We start from the raw sequence: 19,041 nt of genomic DNA, 5'->3' as shown, positions 1-19,041 counted from the left end.
CTTGGCCTTCTGCGCTCATTCGTGCCGGAGCGCTTCGATCGGATCGAGCGAGGCGGCCTTCCAGGCGGGATAGATCGAGGCGAGAACGGCGAGCGCCAGAGTCATCGCGACGATCATCGTCACCTCCCGCATGTCGACGATCGCCGGCAGCCGCGACAGGAAATAGAATTCCGCCGGGAAAAGATTGGCGTCGAAAGCCTTGTTCAGCGCCACCCGGATCGTGTCGAGATTCTTGGCGATCAGCAGGCCGAGCAGGAAGCCCGCGAGGGCGCCCATGACGCCGATCGACGCGCCGATGATGAGGAAAACGCGCAGCACCGCGCCGCGCGACGCCCCCATGGTGCGCAGAATGGCGATGTCCTGCGTCTTGTCCTTCACCAGCATGGTCAGGCCGGAGATAATGTTGAAGGCGGCGACGATGACGATGAGCGTGAGGATGATGAAGAGGATGTTTTTCTCGACCTGCAGCGTGTCGAAGAAGGTCTTGTTGCGCTGACGCCAGTCCGTGACGATGAGCGGCCGCGCGACCGCCTTGTCGAGGCGCGCGCGAAAGAGGTCCATCTCGTCGGGATCGTCGACGAAAGCCTCGACGACCGTCGCCTCCTTGGCCTTGTTGAAGAAGAGCTGCGCCTCGGCGAGCGGCATGTAGACGAACACATTGTCGAATTCCGACATGCCGATCGAAAAGATCGCCGCCACCGTATAGGCCTTGATGCGCGGCGCGACGCCGAAGGGCGTCTGCGCGCCCTTGGCGACAAGCAGGCTCACCTTGTCGCCAACGGAGACGCCGAGCGTCTCGGCGAGACGCTGGCCGATGGCGACGCCCTCGCCCTTGTCAAATCCTTTGAGAGCGCCGCTTTTCACATTGCCGGCGATGCCCGGCAGGCGGGAAAGATCGTTTTCTCGCACGCCCCGCACCAAGACGCCCGACTGGCCGAACTGCGTCGAAATGCCGGCCGCGCCCTCGACCATCGGAACGGCGAGCTTGACGCCCTGCACGGCCGAGGTCTTCGCGGCGACCTCTGACCAGTCGGTGAAGGGCGTCTCGACGGCCTGCAGAAAGGCGTGGCCGTTGACGCCCATGATCTTGTCCATGAGCTCGCGGTGAAATCCATTCATCACCGAGGTGACGACGATCAGCGTCGCGACGCCGAGCATGATGCCGAGGAAGGAAAATCCGGCGATGACGGAGACGAAGCCGTCCGCGCGGCGGGCCCGCAGATAGCGCAGCGCCACCATCCATTCGAAAGGCGAGAAGGCCCTGGCGCCGTCCTGCGGCGTCGGGGCGGCTCCGCTCTCGCTCATGCGCCCGCCTGCTTGACCGCGGCGACGACTCGCGCCGCCGCCTCTGCGGGCGACAGCAGCTCACGCTCGCCGGTGCGCCGGTTCTTCACCTCGACGCGGCCGTCGGCGAGCCCCTTGGGGCCGACGAGAATCTGCCATGGCAGACCGATGAGATCGAGCGTGGCGAACTTCCCGCCCGGCCGCTCGTCGCGATCGTCATGGAGCACGTCGAGCCCGGCGTTTTCGAGCTGCTCGACCAGTTCGGCGCAGACCTTTCCGGTCGTCGGGTCTCCGACCTTCAGATCGGCCACGCCGACATGGAAGGGCGCGACCGTTTCCGGCCAGATGACGCCCGCGTCGTCGTGATTGGCCTCGATGATCGCGGCGACGAGACGCGAAGGGCCGATGCCGTAGGAACCCATCTGCACGACGACCTCCTTGCCGTCGGGGCCGTTGACCACGGCCTTCATGGGTTCGGAATATTTGGTCCCGAAGTAGAAAATATGGCCGACTTCGATTCCGCGCGCAGAAACTTGCGACTCCGCCGGCACGGCGGCGAAGGCGCCCGCGTCATGCATCTCGCTCGTCGCGGCGTAGCGGCTCGTCCATTGGCCGACGATCCCTTCGAGCGCCGTAACATCGTCGAAATCGATGTTTGCGGGCGGCGGCGGGAAGGACAGGAAATCCTTGTGGCAGAACACCTCGCTCTCGCCGGTCTCGGCGAGAATGATGAATTCGTGGCTCAGATTGCCGCCGATCGGGCCGGATTCCGCGGCCATCGGAATGGCGGTGAGCCCCATGCGCCCGAACGTGCGCAGGTAGGCCACGAACATCTTATTGTAGGAATGGCGGCCGGCTTCGGCGGTGAGGTCGAAGGAGTAAGCGTCCTTCATGAGGAATTCGCGCGAGCGCATGACGCCGAAGCGCGGGCGCACCTCGTCGCGGAACTTCCACTGGATATGGTAAAGATTGAGCGGGAGATCCTTGTAGGAGCGCACATAGGCGCGGAAAATCTCCGTGATCATCTCCTCGTTGGTCGGGCCGAACAGCATTTCCCGGTCATGCCGGTCGGCGATGCGCAGCATCTCCTTGCCATAGGCGTCGTAGCGGCCGGATTCGCGCCACAGATCGGCCGACTGGATCGTCGGCATCAGCAATTCGACGGCGCCCGCCCGGTTCTGCTCCTCGCGGATGATGCGGTTGATGTTGTTCAGCACTTTGAGGCCCAGCGGCAGCCAGGCGTAAATGCCGGCCGACTCCTGCCGGATCATGCCCGCCCGCAGCATCAGCCGATGCGAGACGATCTCGGCCTCCTTGGGCGTCTCGCGCAGGATGGGCAGGAAGTAACGGGACAGGCGCATGGGAGCTTCCACTCAACGATTCGGACGGGTTGGCGAGCATAACGGCCGCTCGCGGGCGGTTGAAGCGCCTAACCACGCAAAAGGCAAGCGCCTCGGGCGTGGCCGGCAGGTCGACGGGGGAGCAATTCAAGCGGGAGCTTGGCCGCCTGCTAGGTGAGGGCGCTCTCTGCGTCCGGAATTTTCTCTACGTCCGTCTCATATTTGCTGAACCAATATCCCTCCGGCGCCTTATCGCCGTGCCTGTTGAAGCACCGGCATGGGAGGTCTTTGATGGTCTTCAGCTCGCGCGCCGCCTCGTCGCCGAGGGCGTCGGCGAAGGCGCGCTCGATTTCTTCCTTTATCTTCTTTGCGGCGGCATAGCGGTCCCTATAGGTTTCCGCGCCCCCGCCCTTGACGAAGATAAACCCGCATTTCTGCATTTCCTTCATGCATAGAATATACTCGACGTAGTTCTCCTTCATGTTCTGGATTGTCGCGGGGTCGTTTTGGTGCTTCAGGCTCAGATATTTGAACCACGACCGGATCAGATGAAGATAAATGTAGAGGTCTCTCCCCGAAAAGGCGGTCGAGTCGTTCTTGCTGTCCTCGATATGCCGTTGAAACTCGACGACCGCGCGTTCGAAAGGGTCGCCAATCGTCGGCTCGCGCCTGTCGGAAAGCGGCGGGGCTGCGCTGCGCGCCCCGCCCGGAAGTAAAGAACTGAAGTAAATGAGCTTGGCTATTACTGACATCTTTTCGTCCTTATGGACGTCCTTTCGAAGGCTTCAGCAAAACTGCAATTTATTAAAATAGTTTGAGTCGTTGTTTACATTGCGGGAAGCGCGTCCGGGTCCAGAAACGGCATGCCTGCGCCCGTCGCCAAGCCCTTGGCGGGCGTGATAATCTCTCTCGATCGTCCAGCGGCGCGAGCCGCCTCAACAAGCCGCCGCCTCATGAAGAAGTTTTTCGCCGCTCTGCTTTTCGCCCTCGCCTGCGCGCCCGCCTCCGGGGCCGAGCGCGTCGTCAATATTTTCAACTGGAGCGACTATATCGATCCGGGCGTGCTGGAGAATTTCACCCGCGAGACGGGGATCAAGGTCGTCTACGACACCTACGACTCCAATGAGATGCTCGAGTCGCGGCTTCTCGCCGGCGCCACCGGATATGACATCGTCGTGCCCTCGGCGACCTTCCTGGAGCGTCAGATCAAGGCGGGCGTGCTGCAGCCGATCGATCGCAAACGGCTCGCAAACGCGGCGAATATCTGGAGCGAGATCGACGGCCGGCTGTCGCGTTACGACCCCGGCAACGCGCATGCCGTAAACTACATGTGGTACACGACCGGCGTCGCCTATAATGTCGCCAAGATCACGCAGCGCCTCGGCAAGCCGATCACCAGCTGGGACCAGGTGCTGCGGCCGGAAGCCTTGAAGAAACTCGCCGACTGCGGCGTCTATGTGCTCGATAGTCCCGAGGACGTTTTCGCGATCACGCTCAATTATCTCAAGCTCGATCCCAATTCGAAGCGCGAGGCCGATTTGAAGCGCGCGGCCGACCATCTTTCGGGACTGCGCCGTTACATCAAGAAATTCCACTCTTCGGAATATATCAACGCGCTCGCCAATGGCGACATTTGCCTCGCCATCGGCTGGGCGGGCGACAGCCTGCAGGCGCGCAACCGCGCGCGCGAGGCCGGCGCCGACGTCGATATCGCCTACGTCATCCCGACGGAAGGCACGCTGATGTCAATGGACAATTTCGCCATCCCCATCGACGCGCCACATGTCAAGGAGGCTTATCAGTTCATCGATTACATGCTGCGGCCGGACGTCGCGGCGCGCAACACCAAGGCGACCAATTTCGCCAATGGCGTCGGCCCCTCGCGCCCGCTCATCGACAGATCCATCGCCGACGATCCGGGCGTCTATCCGCCGGAATCGACCATGCGCCGCCTCTTCACCGTGACGACGCCCAATCAGCCCGAGCAGAAATTCATCACGCGCCTCTGGACGACGGTGAAGACCGGCAAATAGCCGCAACGCCAGAAGCGCTGTCGATAACTGGCGCGGCCGGCCCCGTCCGGCCGTCAACGCCGGGACGCAGATGCTTCAGAGTCCTACGCTTTTCCTTGCGGGCGGGACGAACGCCTGCGCATTACTGCTCGCTCAGAATCCGCTTCAACAAATCGACGACTTCGGCGAGGCTCTTGTCCTTGGAGACAAGCTCTTCGATCTTGCGCACCGCATGTAGCACGGTCGTATGGTCGCGGCCGCCGAAGCGCCGGCCGATCTCGGGCAGCGAGCGCAGCGTCAACACTTTCGACAGATACATGGCGATCTGCCGCGGGCGCACGACATTCGCGGTGCGACGCGAGGAAAGAATGTCGGCGCGCGAGATATTGTAATGCGACGCGACGAGCTTCTGAATGTCGTCGATCTTGACGCGCTTGGGCTCCTGCGTGCGCACGAGATCACGGATCGCCGTTTCGGCCGTGTCGACCGTCAAGGGCGCGCCATTGAGCGTCACATGCGCGAGTAGGCGGTTAACCGCGCCTTCGAGATCGCGGCCGTTTGTGATGATGGTGCGCGCGACGTAAGAGACGACCTCCGGCGGCACGTGGAAACCGGGATTAGCCTCCTGCGCGGCAAAAATGCGCGCCGATAAAATCTTGACGCGCAGCGCCTCGTCGAGCGGTCCGATATCGACGCAGAGCCCGCCCTTGAATCGCGAGAGAACCCGCTCATCGAGCGTCTCCAGGTCGGACGGCGGACGGTCCGCCGCAACCACCACCTGGCGGCCGGCGTCGATCAGCGCGTTGAGCGTGTGACAGAACTCCTGCTGAATGGACTTGCCCTGCAGAAACTGCACGTCATCGATGATCAGCATGTCGATCGCGCGCAGTCTTTCCTTGAAGGCGATCGAGGTCTGTGAATTGAGCGACGCTACGAAGCCGCTCATGAAACGCTCCGCCGTCAAATAGACCGCCCGGCGGCGATTGTCGTTGGTCGCGTGGGCGAGCGCCTGCAGCAGATGGGTCTTGCCGAGCCCCACCGCGGCGTGCGCGTAAAGCGGGTTGAACATCGGCGTGTCGCCCGGACGCGCCTCCGCTACGCGGCAGGCGGCGGCGTAGGCGAGTTGATTGGAGGGTCCGACCAGGAAGGTCGAAAAAGACAAACGCCGATCGAGCGGAGAGCCGATCAGCGCGTCGCCGTCGGCCCTGGCGGGCGCGCGCATCGTGCGGCGCGGCGCCATGACGACGTCAGCCGCCTCGGCGCCGTTCGCCTGCGCAGGCGTCTTTTCAAAAATAAGCGTCGGCGCGTCGGGCTCGCGCTCCGCCGCCGCCTCTCGCAACTTCGGCTTGCGCGCTGTCGACCGGACGTCGATCACGACACGTTCGATCTTGTCGAATTCATTGGCCGCGCGCGCCTTGATTCGCGACGCATAGTGGGACTGCACCCAGCTCTTCAAGAATTTGGTCGGCACCGAAAGGTGCAAGGCGCCGCTCTCGACGCGATCGAGTTCGAGGCGCGTGAACCAGGAATTATAGACAGCGTCGCCGAGTTCGGCGCGAAGTCGCTGGCGAACGCGTTCCCATCGATTTTGGTGCTCCGCGGGGATTTCGTCAGCCCGCATCTCTCGGTTCGACATTGTGCTTTCCAAAAATTGCGCACGGCGCCAAATCCCCGCGTCACAAAACGCGAGCAGCGCCCTTTCCTGAAGTCAGATACGTGTCGCCGCGGCGGAACGCCGGGTGTTGGAAAAAGCTAGCGCGGCGGTCCCACCGCGCACCCCACGCCGCTGGCGTTTGGCTTGGAGTCGTCTTTACTGAAACCAACGCAAAAAACGGAAGCAACACAAAGTCGCGCGACGCCATCGCGCTCGGTACGCAGCACGCCAATCACATTGGTTCGCCGCAGTTCCGTCATGACAAAGCCCCCGGTTCCCGGGATCGAACAGAACCCGGATTTGCACTAGATTACACACAGAGCGCACGCGCCCTGAACTCAGACTGTTTGAATCAGGTCGAACGGGAAGGGAGACGATCAGACGCCTGAAGCCTTGGCTCTTTGAGGCAGGATACCGACACGACGTCGCTCCTTTGATGCGCTCAGCCGAAAGCTGATCTGGTCAGGCGTCGATCTCTTTCGTTCGACACAAAAGAACCTACACGCGAGGCTGTCTTCTCGCAACGACCCCGGCGCCCCAGCGTCGCGCTTTTGCCGCGTCTTTGGCGCCATCCTGCGCGCGCCTTCGACTAATGTCTTTCTAAATTTATGATTCGACGCGTGTACGATCGAAACGTCGCAGGCGGCGCGATCGCGCGCTTAAGCGGCGCAATTTCGCCGGGGAGGCCTGTCAAGAGGGGCGCTGACGACGCCCTCTCGGGGTCTTGGTTGCAACAGATTGAATCATGGCGAATTTGCCTGATCACAACTTTCCCGTGAAAAAAATTATACGGCTTGTGTCTTTCCTGCTGCAGGCGCGAGACGAATAAAAAAAGGCCCGGCTGAGCCGGGCCTTTTTTGTGGGCTTTGTAACCGCGAACGAGGCATTTTGCGCGCTAAACTTGCACAATGCCCGCCTACTTGGCGGCAAGCGCCTTAACGCGGGCGCTGAGGCGAGACACCTTCCGCGACGCCGTGTTCTTGTGAAGGACGCCCTTCTGCGCGGCGCGCATCATTTCCGGAACGGCGCTCTGCAGGGCGGCGGCGGCGACCGACGCGTCGCCCGAGGCGATCGCCTCTTCGACCTTGCGCACGAAGGTGCGCATGCGGCTGCGGCGCGCGCGGTTTACCGCCGTGCGGCGCTCGATCTTGCGAACGGCTTTTTTGGCCGAAGCAGTATTGGCCATGTTCTATCTGTCCTCGAAGCTGTGGGCGGCCGCGATGGCGGCCAAAAACCGTTGCGGCCGCGAAATCGCGGCCACGTCGCGCGCCTTATAAGCGGGAGGCCTCATTTCGTCAATGGCGGCCGCCCGCCTCCGCGTCCCTTACCGGTGGCGAAAGCCGGCTTTGCGCTTTTCCACGAATGCGGCCATGCCCTCTTTCTGATCCTCCGTGGCGAAGAGAGAGTAGAACAGCCGCCGCTCGAATCGCACGCCCTCGGTCAAAGTGGTCTCGAAGGCGGCGTTCACCGCCTCCTTGGCCATCAGCGCCGCCGGCAGCGACATGGCGGCGACGGCCGCGCCCGCCTTGAGCGCCTCGGAAAGGAGGTCGGCGGCGGGGACCACCCGCGCCACGAGCCCCGCGCGCTCGGCCTCCTCCGCCCCCATCATCCGCCCTGTAAGAACAAGGTCCATCGCCTTGGCTTTGCCCACGGCGCGGGTCAGCCGCTGCGTGCCCCCGGCGCCGGGAATGACCCCGAGCTTGATCTCGGGCTGGCCGAACTGGGCCGTATCGGCGGCGATGATGAAGTCGCACATCATGGCGAGCTCGCAGCCCCCGCCGAGCGCAAAGCCCGCTACGGCGGCGATGGTCGGCTTGCGGAAGCGCGCCAACGTGTCCCAGCGGCCGATGAAGTCGCTCAAGAAGGCGTCGGCGAAACTCTTGTCGGCCATTTCCTTGATGTCGGCGCCGGCGGCGAAGGCCTTCTCCGAGCCGGTGATGACGACGCAGCCGACGCCCTCGTCCGCCGCGAAGCCGGCAAGCGCGCAATCGAGTTCGCTGATGAGCAGCGCATTCAGCGCATTGAGCGCCTGCGGCCGGTTGAGCCGCACCAGGGCGACGCGGCCGTGCGACTCCAGTTCAATCGTCTCATAGGTCATGCGGGCCTCCTCATGCGCCGGGGCGCTTTAAATCTCGAAATCGCTCGTCGGCTGTTTTTCGCCGAAGCCCTGGGCGACGGCGCGGGCGTAAAGGTCTTCGAGCGTGATGTCGTCGAGCCGGGCGAGCGTCGCCTCCTCGGTTTCGGCAATCAGCGGCTCGAGCACCGCGACGAGCAGCGCCGGCGCCTCGTCGGCTTCCTCCTCGGCGCGCAAGGCGACGCGCACGATCTCGCCGACGCAAAGGCGGCGCCGCTCGCGGGCGAGTTCATAGCCGCCGGCGGGGCCGCGGACGCTCTTCAAGATCCCCGCGCGCACCAGCGCCTGCAGCAGCGTCTCCAGACGCCGCGGCGGCAGATCGTGGCGCGCCGCGAGCTCTTTGGACGAGACCGGCCGGCCGCGCGCATGGAGCGCGACGTCGAGCGTCGCCATGAGGGCGAATCGCGCGGGCCGCGGCAGAAGCTTCATTCCCCGCGCTCTCCGAGCCCGGTCGAGCCGAAGCCGCCCGCGCCGCGGGCGGTCTCCTCGAGCTCTTCACATTCGACCAGGGCCGCATGCGCGACCGGGGCGATCACGAGCTGGGCGATGCGCATGCCGCGCGTGATCTCGAAGGGCTGGCCGCCGTGATTGATGAGCAGCGCCTTCACCTCGCCGCGGTAATCGCTGTCGATCGTGCCCGGCGCATTGAGCACCGTCACGCCAAATTCGACGGCCAGTCCCGAGCGCGGCCGCAGTTGCGCCTCGAAGCCGGCGGGCAGCGCAATCTGCACGCCGGTTGGAATCAGGTCGCGGGCTCCCGGCTCGAGCACGAGTTTCTGTCCGGCGGGCAAGGCCGCATAGAGATCGAGTCCGGCGGCGCCGTCGCTCGCATAGGCCGGTAGCGGCAAGCCCTCGCCATTGGTCAGACGGCGGATGGAGAGTTTCATTCGGGGGCCTCGCTGTCGGCGATGATTTCAGCAATGCGCCCGACAAGGCGCGCGGCGACCGCCTCCTTGCTCATGCGCGGCCAGCTCTCGACGCCGCCGCTGGAGACGAGATGCGCTTCATTGGCGTCGCCGCCGAAAACGCCAGACCCCTCGGAGACGTCGTTGGCGACGATGAGATCGCAGCCCTTGCGGTTCAGCTTCTGTCGCGCGTGGGCGATCACGTCGCGAGTCTCGGCGGCGAAGCCGACGACGAGGCGCGGGCGTCGCGACGCGCGCGCGACGCTTGCGAGAATGTCGGGGTTCTCGACCAGAGAGAAAGCCGGCGCCGAAGCCCCCTGCTCTTTCTTGATCTTGTGAGCGGCGGCCTCGACACGCCAGTCGGCGACCGCCGCCGCCCCAATGAACACATCGGCCGGCAGCGCGTCGTTGACCGCGGCGAACATTTCGCGCGCGCTTTCGACGCGCACGACCGCGCAGCCTTTTGGATCGGGCAGCGTCACCGGCCCGGACACGAGCGTCACCCGCGCGCCGGCGGCGGCCGCCGCCGCGGCGATCGCGTGGCCCTGCTTGCCGGAGGAACGGTTGGCGATATAGCGCACTGGATCAATCGCCTCATGGGTCGGGCCCGAGGTCACGATCACGTGGCGGCCCGAGAGCGGGCCTGCCTTGACGAGCGGCAGCGGCAGACGCGCGTCGCCTTGGAGCGCGGCCTCGACCGCGGCAGCGATGTCCAACGGTTCGCTCATGCGGCCGGGCCCATACTCGCCACAGGCCATATCGCCCTCCTCCGGCCCGACGAACAGGGCGCCATCCTGTTTCAGCGTCGCGACGTTGCGCTGCGTCGCCGCCGCGAGCCACATGCGCAGATTCATCGCGGGCGCGTAGAGCGCGCGCTTGTCGGTGGCGAGCAGAAGCGTGGTGGCGAGATCGTCGCAAAGCCCCTGCGCCGCGCGGGCGAGAAGATGCGCCGTCGCCGGCGCGACGACGATCAGATCGGCCGCGCGCGAGAGCTGGATATGGCCCATCTCCTGTTCGTCGGTCGGCGAGAAAAGGTTCTCGTGAACCCTCTCGTTCGTCAGGCTGGCGAAGGCGAACGGCGTGACGAATTCCTTGGCGGCGGCGGTCATGACGACCCGCACCCGCGCGCCGCGCTCGCGCAGCCGGCGCACGAGATCGAGCGACTTATAGGCCGCGATCCCGCCGCCAACGATCAGCAGAATCGTCTTGCCATCAAGGCTTTGCCTCAAGTTAAACCCCGCCGAGCGCGCAAATTTCCTCTCCCGTAGGGCGCGGAGAATACAGATTTTGGGCGCGGCGCCAAAGCGGCGATAGGGGACGTCGTCAAAGCGGGGGTTTGGCGTTGGACCTTTGGCGTCGACGCGTTTAGGTTTACGCGCGTTTGGCGCCACGACCTGCCTTCAGGCCTTTCCTCAATGATGTACATGACAGTTTCAGAAAGAAGCCGGCGCTTGCTCGCTCTCGGCGCGGCCCTCGCCGCGCTTTTTGCCGCCGACGCTGTCTCTTCACGCGACCGGGACCAATCCGCGGTCATCGTCAGCCCCGAAGCGACCGCGCCCGCGCCGGAGCAGAAGCTTTCCAACCTCGGACGCAGCTTCGTGCCGCTGCACTCGACCCTCATCGGACAAGGCGGCGTGACGCGGCTCAATTTCTCGGCGACGCTCTCGATCCACAATGCGTCGGCGACTCACGTGCTCGCCGTGCAGCAAATCGACTATCGCAGCGGGTCGGGCCAGCTTGTCGAGAGCTATCTTCCCGCGCCGATCTATCTGAAGCCCTATGCCTCCCTGCAGGTCATCATCGCCCAGGACGACGTGCGCGCCGGCGTCGGCGCCAGCTTCACCGTCGACTGGGGCGCCGCAGCGGGCGCTGACGAGCCCGTGGTCGACGCGCTCATGGCGTCCTTCGTCGGAACGCGCAGCTATAGCTTCCTCTCGCCGGGCCGGCGCGTGTCGCGCCCGCAATGACGCGCTGACGCGATGACTCTGCCCGCGCCGCGCCTGCGGCGCCTGTCGCTTTCCGATTATCGTTCCTATGCGCAGGCGCGCTGCGAGATCGACGCGCAGCTTGTGGCGCTTGTCGGGGAAAACGGCGCCGGCAAGACCAATGTGCTCGAGGCTTTATCGCTGTTCTCGCCCGGCCGGGGCCTGCGTCGCGCCGAGCTCGGCGACTGCGCGAGGCGCGGCGGCGCCGGCGGCTTTGCGGTCTCGATCGAGATGGAAACCGATGGCGCGGCCACGCAGCTCGGACATGGCCTGACGCCTGAAGGGGAGCGGCAATTCCGCATCGATCGCGCCCCCGTCGGCTCTGCGCGCGCCTTCGCCGACCATCTGCGCGTCCTATGGCTGACGCCCGCGATGGACGGATTGTTCAATGGCCCCGCCGGCGAGCGTCGGCGTTTCCTCGACCGCCTCGCGCTGGGCGTCGACGCGGATCACGGCGCGCGCGTCAACAAGCTCGAGCGCGCTTTGCGCAATCGCAACCGCCTGCTGGAGGACGGCGTCTCCGACCGCCGCTGGCTCGATGCGACGGAACAGGAAATCGTCGCGCTCGGCGTCGCCGTCGCCGCCGCGCGCCGCGAGACCGTCACCCGTCTTACCGCCTTGATCGTGACCCGAGAAAGCGCCTTTCCCTGGGCCGAGGCGTCGATCGACGGCGAGATCGAGAACATGCTGGCCGAAGCGCCCGCGCTTGCCGTCGAAGAGCATTTCCGCCAGACGCTTTCAGCGACCCGCCGCCGGGACGCCGCCGCGGGCCGAACGCTCACGGGGCCGCAAACCAGCGACCTCCTCGTCCGCCATGGCCCGAAGCAAGAGGCCGCGCGCGACTGTTCGACTGGCGAGCAAAAGGCGCTGTTGATGGGGTTGACGCTGGCGCATGCGCGTCTCGTCGGCGAAATGACCGGCAAGGCGCCATGGCTCCTTCTCGACGAAGTCGCCGCGCATTTCGATCCGAAGCGGCGCGAGGCTTTGTTCACCGAATTGGAGGCGCTCGGCGGGCAAGTATGGATGAGCGGCGCCGATCCGCTGCTCTTCGCTTCGCTGAGGGGCCGCGCGGAAATATTTCAAGTGACGCCGGGAAAGCTTACGCGCTAGCCGGAGCCAGGACAGGAGACGCCATGCATTGGTACGTTTATGCAATCATCGCCGGCGTTGCGGCGCCTTGGATCATCCTCGGCAAAAGCCTGCGCAACACCTTCAAGGAAGGCGGCGTCGTGACCGGCCTCTCGGTCTGGGCCGGCATGTCGGTCTTCACGACGCTCGTCGCGCTGCTAATCGGCTGGATCGCCGCCAAGCTTATCGGCTGACTACGGCTGCAGCATCACCTTGATGCAGCCGTCTTTATGATTGCGGAAAGTCTTGTACATCTCCGGCCCTTCCTCGAGCGCGGCGCGATGCGTGACGATGAAGGAGGGATCGATGTCTCCCCGCTCGATGCGCTCCAGAAGACGCGGCAGATAGCGCTGCACCGGCGTTTGCGCCATGCGGAACGTCAGGCCGCGATTGATCGCCGATCCCATGGGGAATTTGTCGATAAAGCCGCCATAAACCCCGACGACGGAGACCGTACCGAAGTTGCGGCAGCAGTGAATCGCTTGCCGCAAGACATGCGGCTGATCGGTGCCGAGGAAGGTCGCGACCTTGACGCGATCGATCATCGAATCGATGCTGGCGGTTGGATCGGGCTCGGTGCCGACCGCGTCGATGCAGGCGTCGGCGCCGCGGCCATTGGTCATGCTCTGGATGGCGTCGTAGATATCGGCTTTTGAGAAATCGAGCGTCTCCGCGCCGGCCTTTTCCGCGAGCGCCAACCGCTCCGGCACGTTGTCGATGGCGATGACGCGTTCAGCTCCGAGCATGAAGGCGCTGCGGATGGCGAACTGCCCGACGGGGCCGCAGCCCCATATGGCGATGGTGTCGCCGGGTTTGATGTCGCAGAACTCGGCCGCCATGTAGCCCGTGGGGAAAATATCCGAGAGGAACAGCGCCTGATCGTCGGCAAGCGACTCCGGCACCTTGATCGGCCCCGAGTCAGCGAAGGGCACGCGCAAATATTCCGCCTGGCCGCCGCGATAGCCGCCGAGCAGATGCGAATAGCCGTAAAGGCCCGCGGGCGAGTGGCCCCAGAGAGTCTCGGCCTTCTTATGGTCGGGATTGGTGCGCTCACACGCGGAATAATAGCCATGCTGGCAGAACCAGCAGTCGCCACAGGAGATGGTGAAGGGAACGACGACGCGATCGCCGACCTTCAAATTCTTGACGGACGAGCCGACTTCCACGACTTCGCCCATGGTTTCGTGGCCCAAGACGTCGCCGTCATGCATCTGCGGGATGACCCCGTCATAGATGTGCAGATCGGAGCCGCAGATCGCGCAGGCGGTGACCTTGATCACGACGTCGCGGGGATCTTCGATCCCAGGGTCCGGGATGCTCTCGCAGCGAATGTCTCCTTTGCCGTGAAAGGTGAGCGCTTTCATGTGCGAAGCTCCGATTCGGCCAGATGGCCGCGCGCCAACGCGCGCCCCCCGTGGTCAACGTATCCGGATGGCGATCGTTCCAGGGCCCGGTATGGCGCGGTCCACGCCTGTGCTATTGCACGCACATGCCCCAGCTTCCCCCGCAGGCGCGCGCGCTTCTCAAATCCGTCTTCGGCTACGACGACTTCCGGCCTGGCCAGGCGGAGATCATCGCCGCCGTGCTCGAGGGCGGCCCGGTGCTCGCCGTCATGCCGACCGGCAGCGGCAAATCCATGTGCTACCAGCTTCCGGCGATCATCGAGGAAGCGCTGACCGTCGTGGTCTCGCCGCTCATCGCGCTGATGCGCGATCAGGTGCGGCAGATGCGGGCGCTCGGCGTCGCCGCGGCGACGCTCAATTCGACGAACAGCGCCGAAGAGAACGAGGACGCGCGCCGCGCCATGCGCGCGGGCGATCTGCGCCTGCTCTTCGTCTCGCCGGAGCGTCTGCTGATGGACGGACTCATCGCCGATCTGCGCCGCGCGCGGCCGCGCCGCCTCGCCATCGACGAAGCGCATTGCGTCTCGGAGTGGGGCCACGACTTCCGCCCCGAATATCGCGACATCGGCCGCGCCGCGGAAGCGCTCGGCAAATTGCAGGTCATCGGCCTCACCGCCACCGCCGACGCCGCGACGCGCGCGGACATCGCCGCGCGTCTCTTCCCGTCGTCGCCGCAACTCTTCCTGCACAGCTTCGACCGGCCCAACATTGCGTTGAACTTCGCCGTAAAGGACCAGCCGCGGCGGCAATTGTCGCGCTTTCTGGAACGCCACAAGGGCGAGAGCGGCATTATCTATTGTTCGTCACGCCAGCGCACGGAAGACCTTGCGCGTTACTTCGCCGATCAGGGCCATGACGCCCTCGCCTATCACGCCGGCCTCGATCAGGAGACGCGCAACCGCAACCAGGACCGTTTCCTTCGCGAAGACGGCGTGATCGCGGTCGCGACCATCGCCTTCGGCATGGGCGTCAACAAGCCGGACGTGCGCTTTGTCGCCCATGCCGACATGCCAGGCTCCGTCGAAGCCTATTATCAGGAGATCGGCCGCGCCGGCCGTGACGGGCTGCCCGCAGATACGCTGACGCTCTACAGTCTCGACGATATGGCGTTCCGCCGCCGCCGGATCGACGAGAAGGAAATCGGCGAAGAGCGGCGACGCATCGAGCATGAGCGTTTCTCCGCGCTGGCCATGCTCTGCGAGACGCCGCGCTGCCGGCGCCAGACGCTGCTCGCCTATTTCGCCGAGGAAGCGTCGCCCTGCGGGCGCTGCGACCTGTGCGAGGGCAAGGTTGCGGTTTTCGACGGGGTCATCCCCTCGCAAAAAGCGCTGTCCGCGGTCTATCGCACCGGGCAACGCTTCGGCGCCGGCCATATCGCCGAGGTGCTGAGAGGCGAGCCGACCGAGGCGGTGCGCCGCCATGGACATGACGCAATCAAGACCTTCGGCGCCGGCAGGGAACATTCAAAACCGGAATGGGCCTCGATTCTGCGCCAGCTTTTCGCCGTCGGGGCGCTGCAATCGGCGAGCGCGGAACACGGCGGCTTCGCGCTGACGTCGAAGGGCGAGGACATTCTCTTCGGCCGCGAGACAATCCTTCTACGCAGCGACCCGCTGACGCCGCGCGATCGCCGCCGCCGCAAAGAGGCGCCGAGCCTCGACGAAGCAACTGACCGCATTCTCGCCGCGCTGAAACGCAAGCGGCGCGAACTCGCGCAGGAGGAAGGCGTCCCGGCTTACGTCATCTTTGCCGACCGCACGCTGATCGACATGGCGGAAAAGCGTCCGGCGACGCTCGACGAGATGCTGAGCGTTCATGGCGTCGGCGAGAGAAAACTCGCGCGCTACGGCGACGCTTTTCTGGAGGCGCTGAACGAGGCGCTGTGAAGCACGATTCTCTGGCGCCACTGTTGCAAAACGGGCGCAACAGAAAGGCTGCTTGCATGAAATTCTACATGACCCCCGGCTCCTGCTCGACGGGCGTTCACATCCTGCTCGAAGAGATCGGCGTCGTTTTCGAAGCCTATGTGCTCAACCTGCCGCGCGGCGATCATCTCAAGCCCGACTATCTCGCCATCAATCCGCACGGGACGATCCCGACGCTGGTGCGCGACGACGGCGTGGCGCTCACGGACTTCGTCAGCATTGCGACATGGCTGGCCGAAACCTATCCGCGCCGCAAGCTCATGCCGGACGATCCGGCGCTGGCGGAGGAGGCCCGCGCCATGCTCGAATTCTGCACGCGCCACATTCATGGCGAAGGCTTTCGCCGCGTCTTCACGCCCGAACGTTATGGCGGCGACCGCGAGACGACGATCGCGGAAGGCCAGGCCATCGCGACCTCCGCCTTCGACGCCGTCAACAGCGCGCTCGCGGGCCGGGATTATGTCGCCGGCGGCTTTTCCATCGCCGATGCGGCGCTGTTCTATGTCGAGTTCTGGGCGGCGAAGACCGGCATGACTCTGCCGCCCAATTGCCTGGCGCATTACGCGCGCATGAAATCGCGACCCGCGGTTGTCCAGGTGCTGGCGGAAGAAGGCTATCGCTGAGAGCGGGAAACAAAAGCCTCGCAAGTCAACGGCGGCCCCTGTAGAAACGCGTGGAGGACCCAGAAACCACGTTTACAATCAATCGTTTGTAAACATCGAAAATCGCTTTTTCCGGCGTGCATTTGGCTTGCAAAACAGCGTAAAATGCGCTCTACGAATCATGAGAGGCCAAGCCTCCGGAAAAGCGGGCAGATGAGCGAGAACGACCAGATCAGAGACCCTTCGGAATATGGCGCTGAATCCATCAAGGTGCTGCGCGGCCTCGACGCCGTCCGCAAGCGTCCGGGCATGTATATCGGCGACACGGATGACGGCACCGGCCTTCATCACATGGTCTATGAGGTCGTCGACAACGCCATCGACGAGGCGCTCGCCGGCCACGCCACGCGCGTCACGGTCACGCTGAACGCCGACGGCTCCTGCACCGTCACCGACAATGGCCGCGGTATTCCGACCGACATCCACCCCGAAGAAGGCGTGTCGGCGGCCGAAGTCATCATGACCCAGCTCCATGCGGGCGGCAAATTCGACCAGAACTCCTACAAGGTTTCGGGCGGCTTGCACGGCGTCGGCGTTTCGGTCGTCAACGCCCTCTCGGTCTGGCTGAAGCTGCGCATCTGGCGCGGCGGCAAAGAACATTTCATGGAGTTTGCGAACGGCGACGCCGTGGGCAAGCTCGAGATCGTCGGAGACGCCCCCATCGAGGACGGCGCGCCCAAGCGCGGCACGGAAGTCACCTTCCTGCCCTCGTCCGCGACCTTCACCATGGTGGATTTCGATTATGCGACCATCGAGCACAGGTTGCGCGAACTCGCCTTCCTGAACTCCGGCGTCCGCATCATCCTCACCGACGCCCGCCACGCCGAGGTGAAGCGCGAGGAGCTTTTCTACGAAGGCGGGCTCGAAGCTTTCGTGCGCTGGCTCGACCGCGCCAAGCAGCCGCTGGTCTCTTCGCCCATCCTCATCAAGGGCCAGCGCGAGCACATCAACGTCGAAGTCGCGCTGTGGTGGAACGACAGCTACCACGAGAATGTGCTGGCCTTCACCAACAACATTCCGCAGCGCGACGGCGGCACGCATCTCGCGGGGTTCCGTGCGGCGCTGACCCGCCAGATCACGGGCTATGCGGATTCATCCGGCCTCACCAAGCGCGAGAAGGTCGATCTCTCCGGCGACGACTGCCGCGAGGGGCTCACCTGCGTCCTGTCCGTCAAGGTCCCCGACCCCAAGTTTTCGTCGCAAACGAAAGACAAGCTGGTCTCCTCCGAAGTGCGTCCGGCGGTCGAAAACGTCGTGAACGAACTTCTCGGCCAGTGGCTCGAGGAGCATCCGGCAGAGGCGAAAAACGTCGTCTCCAAGGTCGTCGAGGCGGCGGCCGCGCGCGAAGCGGCGCGCAAGGCGCGCGAACTCACGCGCCGCAAGGGCGCGCTCGACGTCGCAAATCTGCCCGGCAAGCTCGCCGACTGTCAGGAGCGCGATCCGGCCAAAGCGGAACTCTTCATCGTCGAGGGCGACTCGGCCGGCGGCACCGCCAAACAGGGGCGCGACCGCGCCTTCCAGGCCGTCCTGCCGCTGCGCGGCAAGATCCTCAACGTCGAGCGCGCGCGCTTCGACAAAATGCTGTCCTCGGAACAGATCGGCACGCTGATCACAGCGCTCGGCACCGGCGTCGGACGCGACGAATTCAACGCCGACAAGCTGCGCTATCACAAAATCATCATCATGACGGACGCCGACGTCGACGGCGCCCATATTCGCACGCTGATCCTCACCTTCTTCTACCGGCAAATGCCGGAGCTGATCGAGCGCGGCCACGTCTTCATCGCCCAGGCGCCCCTCTACAAGGTGACCAAGGGCAAATCGACGCAATATCTCAAAGACGAGCGCGCGTTGGAAGATTATCTCATCGACAGCCTGCTCGACGGCGCGGTGCTGCGCACGGGGACGGAAGACCGCGCCGGCTCCGATCTGCGCAAGGTGCTCGAGGATGCGCGGGCCTTCCGCACCATCATGGGCGCCCTGCACTCGCGCTATGATCGCAACGTCGTGGAGCAGGCGGCGATGGCCGGCGCCCTCGCGCCGCAGACCGACGAGGCGGAGGCCACGCGACTCGCGACGCTCGTGGCGCAGCGTCTCGACGCCATCGCCGAGGAGACGGAACGCGGCTGGAGCGGCGAGGTCCGCGACGGCGGCTATGTCTTCCGCCGCACGTTGCGCGGCGTGGCGCAAGCGGTCGTTCTCGACGCGGCGATGCTCAATTCCTCCGAAGCGCGCAAGCTGCATGAACGGACCGAGAGTCTGCGCGACGTCTTCTCGGCGCCGGCGACGTTGATCCGCCGGGGCGACGAGGCGCCGCTGTCCGGTCCGATTGCGCTCTATGACGCCATGGCCCAGATCGGCCGCAAGGGCCTCACGGTCCAGCGCTACAAAGGTCTCGGCGAGATGAACGCCGAGCAGCTCTGGGAAACGACGCTCGACCGCGAAGCGCGCTCGCTGCTTCAGGTGCGCGTGAAGGAAGCGGCCGAGGCCGACGATATCTTTGTGAAGCTCATGGGCGACGTCGTCGAGCCCCGACGCGAATTCATCCACGAGAATGCTTTGAATGTCGCCAATCTAGACGTGTAGCGGGGCTTCGGCCCCCGAGTATT

The 19,041-nt window shown here is 64.7% G+C and carries 17 protein-coding genes; 7 read left to right on the top strand and 10 right to left on the bottom strand.

Annotated features, from left to right (window positions below; genetic code table 11):
- Positions 1-15: 15 nt before the first annotated feature.
- From RVU70_RS14605 to RVU70_RS14595, 3 genes are all read right to left on the bottom strand, one after another.
- A complete protein-coding gene (locus RVU70_RS14605; RefSeq protein WP_363347526.1) occupies positions 16-1,305 on the bottom strand; it encodes a lipoprotein-releasing ABC transporter permease subunit in 1,290 nt (429 codons plus the stop codon).
- A complete protein-coding gene (gene proS, locus RVU70_RS14600; protein ID WP_363347524.1) occupies positions 1,302-2,645 on the bottom strand; it encodes a proline--tRNA ligase in 1,344 nt (447 codons plus the stop codon). Before proS ends, RVU70_RS14605 begins: the two co-directional genes overlap by 4 nt.
- Positions 2,646-2,794: 149 nt before the next feature.
- The gene (locus RVU70_RS14595) at positions 2,795-3,376 is read right to left on the bottom strand and encodes a hypothetical protein (protein WP_363347522.1); all 582 of its coding nucleotides are present in this window, start codon (positions 3,374-3,376) and stop codon (positions 2,795-2,797) included.
- A 201-nt stretch (positions 3,377-3,577) separates the two neighbouring features.
- Between RVU70_RS14595 and RVU70_RS14590 the strand changes: the two genes are divergently transcribed.
- Entirely contained in the window at positions 3,578-4,657 is a 1,080-nt protein-coding gene (locus RVU70_RS14590; protein ID WP_363347520.1) for a polyamine ABC transporter substrate-binding protein, read from the top strand.
- A 121-nt stretch (positions 4,658-4,778) separates the two neighbouring features.
- Here RVU70_RS14590 and dnaA read toward each other — a convergent pair whose 3' ends face one another.
- The 6 genes from dnaA to coaBC all read right to left on the bottom strand — a co-directional run bounded on the left by dnaA (position 4,779) and on the right by coaBC (position 10,558).
- Positions 4,779-6,272: a chromosomal replication initiator protein DnaA gene (gene dnaA, locus RVU70_RS14585; RefSeq protein WP_363347518.1), complete on the bottom strand. Its 1,494-nt coding sequence runs from the start codon at positions 6,270-6,272 to the stop codon at positions 4,779-4,781.
- Between the two features lie 934 nt (positions 6,273-7,206).
- Positions 7,207-7,476 carry a 30S ribosomal protein S20 gene (rpsT, locus tag RVU70_RS14580; protein ID WP_363347516.1) on the bottom strand — a complete coding sequence of 90 codons (270 nt, stop codon included), beginning with the start codon at positions 7,474-7,476 and terminating at the stop codon, positions 7,207-7,209.
- A 138-nt stretch (positions 7,477-7,614) separates the two neighbouring features.
- Positions 7,615-8,388, bottom strand: coding sequence for an enoyl-CoA hydratase (locus RVU70_RS14575; protein ID WP_363347514.1), 774 nt, complete (start codon positions 8,386-8,388; stop codon positions 7,615-7,617).
- Positions 8,389-8,415: 27 nt separating this feature from the next.
- Positions 8,416-8,853: an Rrf2 family transcriptional regulator gene (locus RVU70_RS14570; protein ID WP_363347511.1), complete on the bottom strand. Its 438-nt coding sequence runs from the start codon at positions 8,851-8,853 to the stop codon at positions 8,416-8,418.
- Entirely contained in the window at positions 8,850-9,311 is a 462-nt protein-coding gene (gene dut / locus RVU70_RS14565; RefSeq protein ID WP_363347509.1) for a dUTP diphosphatase, read from the bottom strand. Before dut ends, RVU70_RS14570 begins: the two co-directional genes overlap by 4 nt.
- Complete coding sequence (coaBC, locus tag RVU70_RS14560; RefSeq protein ID WP_363347507.1) at positions 9,308-10,558, bottom strand: bifunctional phosphopantothenoylcysteine decarboxylase/phosphopantothenate--cysteine ligase CoaBC; 1,251 nt, start codon at positions 10,556-10,558, stop codon at positions 9,308-9,310. Before coaBC ends, dut begins: the two co-directional genes overlap by 4 nt.
- Before the next feature lie 222 nt (positions 10,559-10,780).
- On the opposite strand from coaBC, the gene RVU70_RS14555 reads away from it, so the two are divergent.
- From RVU70_RS14555 to RVU70_RS14545, 3 genes are read left to right on the top strand one after another with little or no spacing between them, the layout of a single operon-like run.
- The gene (locus RVU70_RS14555; RefSeq protein ID WP_363347505.1) at positions 10,781-11,296 is read left to right on the top strand and encodes a DUF3124 domain-containing protein; all 516 of its coding nucleotides are present in this window, start codon (positions 10,781-10,783) and stop codon (positions 11,294-11,296) included.
- A gap of 12 nt (positions 11,297-11,308) precedes the next feature.
- Entirely contained in the window at positions 11,309-12,424 is a 1,116-nt protein-coding gene (recF, locus tag RVU70_RS14550; protein WP_363347503.1) for a DNA replication/repair protein RecF, read from the top strand.
- A gap of 23 nt (positions 12,425-12,447) precedes the next feature.
- Positions 12,448-12,636, top strand: a complete 189-nt coding sequence (locus tag RVU70_RS14545; RefSeq protein ID WP_363347501.1) for a hypothetical protein — start codon at positions 12,448-12,450, stop codon at positions 12,634-12,636.
- Here the strand turns inward: RVU70_RS14545 and RVU70_RS14540 are convergent, their stop codons facing one another.
- Entirely contained in the window at positions 12,637-13,806 is a 1,170-nt protein-coding gene (locus RVU70_RS14540; protein WP_363347499.1) for a zinc-dependent alcohol dehydrogenase, read from the bottom strand.
- A gap of 125 nt (positions 13,807-13,931) precedes the next feature.
- Between RVU70_RS14540 and recQ the strand changes: the two genes are divergently transcribed.
- From recQ to gyrB, 3 genes are all read left to right on the top strand, one after another.
- Positions 13,932-15,731: a DNA helicase RecQ gene (gene recQ, locus RVU70_RS14535; RefSeq protein ID WP_363347497.1), complete on the top strand. Its 1,800-nt coding sequence runs from the start codon at positions 13,932-13,934 to the stop codon at positions 15,729-15,731.
- Positions 15,732-15,787: 56 nt separating this feature from the next.
- Positions 15,788-16,393, top strand: a complete 606-nt coding sequence (locus RVU70_RS14530) for a glutathione S-transferase N-terminal domain-containing protein (RefSeq protein WP_363347495.1) — start codon at positions 15,788-15,790, stop codon at positions 16,391-16,393.
- A gap of 192 nt (positions 16,394-16,585) precedes the next feature.
- Positions 16,586-19,018 carry a DNA topoisomerase (ATP-hydrolyzing) subunit B gene (gene gyrB, locus RVU70_RS14525; protein WP_363347493.1) on the top strand — a complete coding sequence of 811 codons (2,433 nt, stop codon included), beginning with the start codon at positions 16,586-16,588 and terminating at the stop codon, positions 19,016-19,018.
- The last annotated feature ends 23 nt before the right edge of the window (positions 19,019-19,041 follow it).

It is taken from the genome of Methylocystis echinoides (assembly GCF_040687965.1).
Lineage (GTDB): Bacteria > Pseudomonadota > Alphaproteobacteria > Rhizobiales > Beijerinckiaceae > Methylocystis > Methylocystis echinoides_A.
Note: the sequence above shows the minus strand (reverse complement) of the source record. Positions and strands in the feature narration are given on the sequence as shown.